At 76.4% G+C, this 6,576-nt stretch carries 1 protein-coding gene; it reads right to left on the bottom strand.

Annotated features, from left to right (window positions below; translation table 11 throughout):
- Positions 1 to 58: 58 nt before the first annotated feature.
- Positions 59 to 6,061 (bottom strand): beta-ketoacyl synthase N-terminal-like domain-containing protein, encoded by a 6,003-nt coding sequence (locus KSE_RS34905; protein WP_014140106.1) that lies wholly within the window; start codon positions 6,059 to 6,061, stop codon positions 59 to 61.
- Positions 6,062 to 6,576 lie beyond the last annotated feature (515 nt).

The following is a 6,576-nucleotide window of genomic DNA, read 5'->3' as shown; positions in this document are numbered from 1 at the left end:
GTGTTCTCTCCTGGTGATCGGCGGTTCGGCTCGGCGGGGGGCGGGCAGGTGCGCCGGACTAGCTGAACGTCAGGTCGAGCCGGGCGGACCTGGGCGGGGCCGGGGTGCTCACGGCGGTGGACCGGTGCCAGAACCGACGGCGGCGGTAGGCGGGGGGCGGCAGCGGGGGGCGCCCGGGCTCCCCGGGCGTGCCGGCGCCGAGGACGACGTGGGCGTTGGTCCCGCCGAAGCCGAAGGCGCTCACCGCGACCCGGCTGCCGGCGGGCAGGTCCGCGACCTCGGTCACCGGGAAGAACGGCGACTCGGCGAAGGCGAACCGCGGGTTCGGGCGGTGGCAGTGCAGGGTGGGGACGAGCGTGCCGTGCCGCAGGATCTGCACGGCCTTGATGAACCCGGCGACGCCGGCGGCGCTGAGCAGGTGCCCCATCGAGCTCTTGACGCTGCCGATCCCGCAGTAGCCGCGGTCCTGGGTGTGGGCGCGGTGGACGGCGGTGAGCGCCTGGAGCTCGATCGGGTCGCCGATCATCGTGCCGGTGCCGTGCGCCTCGACGTACCCGATCGTCCGGGCGTCGATCCCGCCGCGGGCGAGCACGTCGGAGACCAGGGAGCGCTGCGCGCGGCCGTTCGGAGTGGTGTGCCCCATCGTCCGGCCGTCGTTGTTGACGCCCGAGGACTCCAGCACCGCGAGCACCCGGTCGCCGTCGCGCAGCGCGTCGTCCAGCCGCTTCAGCAGCACCATCCCCGCGCCCTCGCCGGGCACCAGGCCGTCGGCGGACTCGTCGAAGGTGCGGCAGCGGCCGCTGGGGGACAGCGCCTTGCCGGCGCTGAGCATCAGGTACGGCTCCTCGTCGAAGAGCAGGTCGACCCCGCCGGCCAGGGCCATCGACGACTCGCCCGAGGCCAGGCTCTGGGCCGCCAGGTGGATGCTCACCAGCGAGGACGAACAGGCGCTGTCGACCACGAGGTTGGGCCCCGTCAGGTCGAGGAAGTGCGAGACGTGCGCGGCCACGAAGTTCTGGTTCACGCCGACGATGTACTCGCGCTTCGGCGGCTGGAGGTGCAGCCGGTGGTTGCCGGTGCGGGCGCCCACGAACACGCCGACCGGACGCCCGCGCAGCTCGGCGTCGGTGTACCCCGCGTCCCGGACGGCCTCCACCGAGACCTCCAGGGTCTTGCGCACCAGCGGGTCCAGGTGCCGCGCGGTCTCGTCGTCGAAGCCGAAGTAGCCGGGGTCGAACAGCGCGGCGTCGTCGAGGAACCCGCCCCACCTGCTCTGGCTGCGCCCGGGTCCGCCGTCGGGGTGGTAGAGCCCGGCGGTGTCCCAGCGCTCGGCCGGGACGTCGGTGACGAGGTCGCGGCCGGCCAGCAGGGCCTGCCAGAGCCTGTCCGGGTCGCTCGCCCCGGGCAGCCGGCAGCCCATGCCGATCACGGCGATGGGTGTCGGCCGTCCGGTGGGCGCGACGGGGACGGCGGCGGCGGGTGGCGGAACGGCGGCGGCGGGTGCGACGACGGCGGGTGCGGCGGCCGGGGTGCCGAGGGCGGCGGCGAGCCCGCCGAGGGTCGGGTGCTCCTGGAGCAGGCTCGGGTCGACCACGTGGCCGAGTTCGGTTTCGAGCGCCCGCACCAGCTCGATCATCAGCAGCGAGTCCACCCCGACGTCGCCGAGCCTGGTGTCGGGCCCCAGCAGCGCGGGGTCGACCCTGGTCGTCCGGGCCACGAGGGCGAGCAGCCGGCCGAGGTCCGCCGGGACCGCCGGGACCGCCGGGACCGCCGGGACCGCCGGGATCTCCGGCGTGGCCGGGATCTCAGGCGCGGCCGGGGCGGGCCGTGCGGGGGCCGCCGGTCGCGGCGCCAGGTACAGCTCCGCCGTGTCGACCGACGGGCGCTCCACGAGGCACGGCAGCAGCACCGCCCCGCCGGGCACCCGCAGCGCGAGGTCGAACAGCCGCAGCGCGTCCGCGGCCTCCAGGTCGGGGACGCCGAGCGCGGCGCCGGCGCTGGTGCGGTCGGCCCCCATCCCCACCTCGCGCCACAGCGGCCAGCGCAGCGAACGCACCACCTGGCCGGGCTCGTCGGCCAGGGCCTCGGCGAAGTCGTCGAGCGCGGTGTTCGCCGCCGCGTAGTCCAGGTAGCCCGCCGCCAGCCGCGGCGAGGCGGCCGCCACCGAGGAGAACAGCACCAGGAGCTTCGGCGGCTGCCCGCCGAAGGCCGACCGGAGCACCCGCAGCCCGTCGGTCTTGGGCCGCAGCACCCGGGCGATCTCCTCGGCCCCGCGGGCCAGGAAGGAGGTCGGGCGGTCCATCACACCGGCGCAGTGGAAGGCGGCGGTGATCTCCCCCGACTGCTTCCTGACCTGGCCGAGCAGTCGGCGCAACCGGGCCGCGTCGTCGAGCGCGTCGGTGCGCACGGTCAGCGTCACCCCGCGTTCGACCAGCGCGGTCAGCGCGGTGAGCCGGGCGCGCAGCAGCGGATCCGTGGCCGGGTCGGCGCACAGGGACGCCCACCGGTTGCGGGCCGGCATCCGGGAGCGGCCGAGCAGCACGAGGTGCCGGGCGCCGCGGTCCGCGAGGTGGGCCGCCAGGCGCAGGCCGATCCCGCCGAGGCCGCCGGTGATCAGCGTCGCGCCGCGGTCCAGTCCGGCGAGCGGGTCGGCGCCGGTGGCGGCCGGGGCGAACCCGGCCACCGGGCGGCGGCGCCGGCCGCCGGTGTGGCGCAGTTCGGTCTCGCGGTCGACCGCGGCCGCCTCGGTGGCCAGGGCGGCGGCGAGGGCGTCCTCGTCGCCGTCCACCCGGACGGTCCGCGCGTGGACGGCCGGGAACTCGCCGGACAGGGCCCGGTAGAACCCGGCGAGGACGGACCGGTCGGCGCCGCTCACGTGGACGCAGCGCAGTCCGGACCGGGTGTTGGCGGCGAGGACCTGCTGGAGCAGCGCGATCCGTTCGGCCGTTCGGGTGCCGGGCTCGGTCCAGTCGACCAGGTCGACGATCCCCGCCAGGCCCGCCGGGTCGGTCAGCGGCTCCCCGGGGACGTGCACGACGGCCTGGCCGCCGAGCAGCCGGCGGGCGAGCTCCCGGTCGGCGGTCACCGCCAGCAGGCGGCCGGCGGGGACGGTCGGCGGGGCGGGCGCGTCCTCCCAGGTGGTGGTGAGGAACTCGGGGCCGGCCGTGGGCGCCGCCCAGTGCGGGTCGCGGGCGAACGGGTAGGTCGGCAGCGAGGCGGGCGGGGCGTCCGGGGTCGTCGACTCCCGCTCCGCGACGGGCTCGCGGTCGAAGACGGTGGCGAGCCCCTCGGCGAGTCCGGCGAGGTCGGTGGCCTCCACGGCGACGCGGTGCGCCAGGGCGGCCCGCCCGGTGCGCATGGTCCGGGCGACGGAGGCGAGCGGCGGGGCGTCCGGGGAGCGCACCGCGGCGAGCAGCGCGGCCACGGCGGCGCGCAGCGCCTGCGGGGTGCGGGCCGAGACCGGTACGACCACCGGGCCGTCGAGCGGCCGGTCGGGCCGCGCGGCGGGGGCCTCCTCCAGCACGACGTGCGCGTTGGTGCCGCCCATGCCGAAGGAGCTGACGCCGGCCCGGCGGGGGGCGCCGCCGGGCGGCGCCTCCCAGGGGCCGCGTTCCCGCTGGAGCCGCAGCGGGGAGCCCTCCAGCCTGATCATCCGGTTCGGCCGGGTGATGTTGCGGGTGGCCGGGATCGTGCGGTGGCGCATGGCCAGGATCACCTTGATCATGCCCGCGATCCCGGCGGCGGCCTCCAGGTGGCCGATGTTGGTCTTGAGCGAGCCGACGCCGCAGTGCGGCCGGTCCGGGACCGGGCGCCCCCAGGCGTCGTAGAGGCGCTCGAAGGCCGCGACCATCCCGGACACCTCGATCGGGTCGCCGAGGCGCGTGCCGGTGCCGTGCGCCTCCAGGTAGCCGATCGTCGCCGGGTCGACGCCCGCCTCGGTGTGCGCGGCGACCAGCAGGTCGGCCTGGGCCTCCGGGTTGGGGGCGGTGAAGGACCGGGCCTGCCCGCCGTGGTTGACGGCCGCGGCGCGGATCACCGCGTGCACGCGGTCCCCGTCGGCCAGGGCCCGGTCCAGGGGCTTGAGCAGCAGGGCGCAGACGCCCTCGCCCCGGACGTAGCCGTCCGCGTCGTCGTCGAAGGTGTGGCAGCGGCCGCGCGGGCTCAGCACGCCGGTGCGCTGGTAGGCGTACTGCCGGGCCGGGTCGCACAGCACGTTGACGCCGCCGGCGAAGGCCTGGTCGCACTCGCCGGCGCGCAGCGCGGCGACGGCCTGGGCGACGGCGACCAGGGAGGAGGAGCAGAGGGTGTCCACGGCGACGCTGGGGCCGCGCAGCCCGAGGGCGTACGAGACGCGGTTGGCCACCAGGGACGGCGACACGGCGACGCTCAGGTGCGGTTCGTCGCGGCCGGCGTGCGCGGCGAGGACGGCGGCGTAGTCCGAGTGGCAGACGCCGGCGTAGACGCCGGTGCGGGTGCCGGCCAGCGCGGTCGGGTCCCAGCCGGCGTCCTCGGCGGTGGCCCACGCGGTCTCCAGGAGCAGTCGCTGCTGGGGGTCCATCAGCGCCGCCTCGCGCGGGCTGATGCCGAAGAACTCGTGGTCGAAGCGGCGGATGTCGTCGAGCAGGGCCGCCCTGCCCACCAGGTCGGGGTGGGCGGCGGTGTCCCACCGGTCGGGCGGGATGTCGCGGACGGCGTCGGCGTCCCGGCCGAGCAGGTCCCACAGCTCGGCGACGTTCTCCGCGCCGGGGAACCGGCCGGCCATGCCGACCACGGCGATCGGTGCCGCCGGGTCGCGGGGCGCGGCGGCCGCCGGTCCCCGCGCCCCCGCGGCGGCCGGTCGTTCGCCCCGCAGCACGCGGGCCATGGCGGCGGCCGTGAACGCCTGGAACATCCGGCTGGGGTCGAGTTCGAGCCCGAGCTCGTCCTCGGCCCGGACGGCGAGTTCCGACAGCGCCAGGCTGTCCAGCCCGAACGGGCGCAGGTCGTCGTCGGCGCTCAGCGAGCCGGCGGGCCGGGCGAGCACGGTCTCCAGCAGCGGCAGGAGGTCGGCCTCCAGGCCGTCGGGGACGGATCCGGCGGGCGCCCGTACCGGCGCGGGCGCCCGTACCGGCGCGGGGGCCTGAGCCGGCGCGGGGGCCTGAGCCGGGGCCGGGGCAGCGGTCTGGGCGGTGCTCTGGGCGGTGGTCTGGGCGGCGGCCCCGGTCCGGGGCGTCCCGCCGTCCCAGAGGCTTGCGAAGACGCCGGGGTGGACGAGGCGCTTGACGGTCCTGATCCGGGCGAGCGGCCGGCCGTCGTGTTCCCGCAGCAGGGTCGAGGTGAGCACGGCCCGGTGGTCCGGCTCGAAGCGGCAGTCGTCCAACCGGTAGCGCACCGAGTCCTCGATGCCGCAGTTGCCGAGGTAGAGGATGTCCCGGCTGAGGGTGCAGGCTTCGACGGCCCACTCCCCTCCCGGCGCGAGCGCGTGGAGGTACTTGCGCTCGCCCCGGTCGTTGATGTGCGGGTACGAGGCGAAGTAGAGCAGGCCGGCCGCGTTGACGTCGGCGAACGGGTTGAGCTCGTAGGTGTCCTGGAACAGCCCGGGGCCGTCGGCGGGGCCGATCCCGCTCCTGGCGCGGAACTCGGCCTGGAACTCCAGGTGTTCGGCGGTCGGCCGGCCCGCCGACGCCCGTCCCGGATTGCGCGGGGTGCCGGGGGACAGCCAGTTCCCCGCGCCCCTGCGGACGAAGGAGGTGAGCAGCCGGGCCTCGACGTGCGAGGTCGCGGTGGCGAACCGGACGTCGCTGACGAAGGCCTGGTCGTCCAGCCTGGTGGCGGTGCCTTCGAGCCGCCCCCGGTCGTGCTCGGCGAAGAACCGTAAGGAGTCGGCGGCGGTGAGCCGTACCCGGACGAAGGCGGGCAGCAGCCTGGTGCCGTCGGCGTCCGCGAGGTCCGCGACCTTGCAGCCGAAGTGGTTGCCGATCAGTTCCCAGTGGAGGTCGCCGGCCTCGCGCAGCAGCCAGTTCTCCGACAGTCCGCCGACGGACAGCGAGGGGAGCCCGAGGACGACCGACCGGCTCAGCATCCCGGCCCCCCGGTGGCCGGGGCGGGCGGCAGGTGGGGCGCCGGCACCGAACCGCCGCCTCCCGTATCCAGGCATGCGCATGACAGCTCGCAGCGCCGGTTCACCACATCCCCCATCCCTGACGTGTCGTCACACCGGCTCCGAGGCTGCGCGGCACGCCGCCTGCGCACGATTCGTGGAGCCCGTCGAAGAAGAACAGTCGGCGGCTGCGGAGGCGGATTCCGCCCCTCGCACATCCGTGCTGGCGCCCGCCCGACTCGGATCATCATGAACAGACATGCCCACGGCCCGCAAGGGGCGTCAGTTCGTCCACCACGAGGGCCTCCGGCGGAACACCCGCGCACCGGGCCGGGCCGGGAGGGCCGTGCGGTTCACGGGCCGGGCGCGGGGTTCCCCACTTCGGCGGATTTCATTCCGGCGATTTCAATCTTCCCCTCCCCGCGCCCTCACCAGCGAATTCCGGCGCTCCCTCCATCGATGCCCGAGCATTTCGCCCTCCGCCGGGATCCGGCGCG

The organism is Kitasatospora setae KM-6054, from assembly GCF_000269985.1.
Classification (GTDB): Bacteria; Actinomycetota; Actinomycetes; order Streptomycetales; family Streptomycetaceae; genus Kitasatospora; species Kitasatospora setae.
This window is presented reverse-complemented; position numbering and strand designations above follow the sequence as displayed.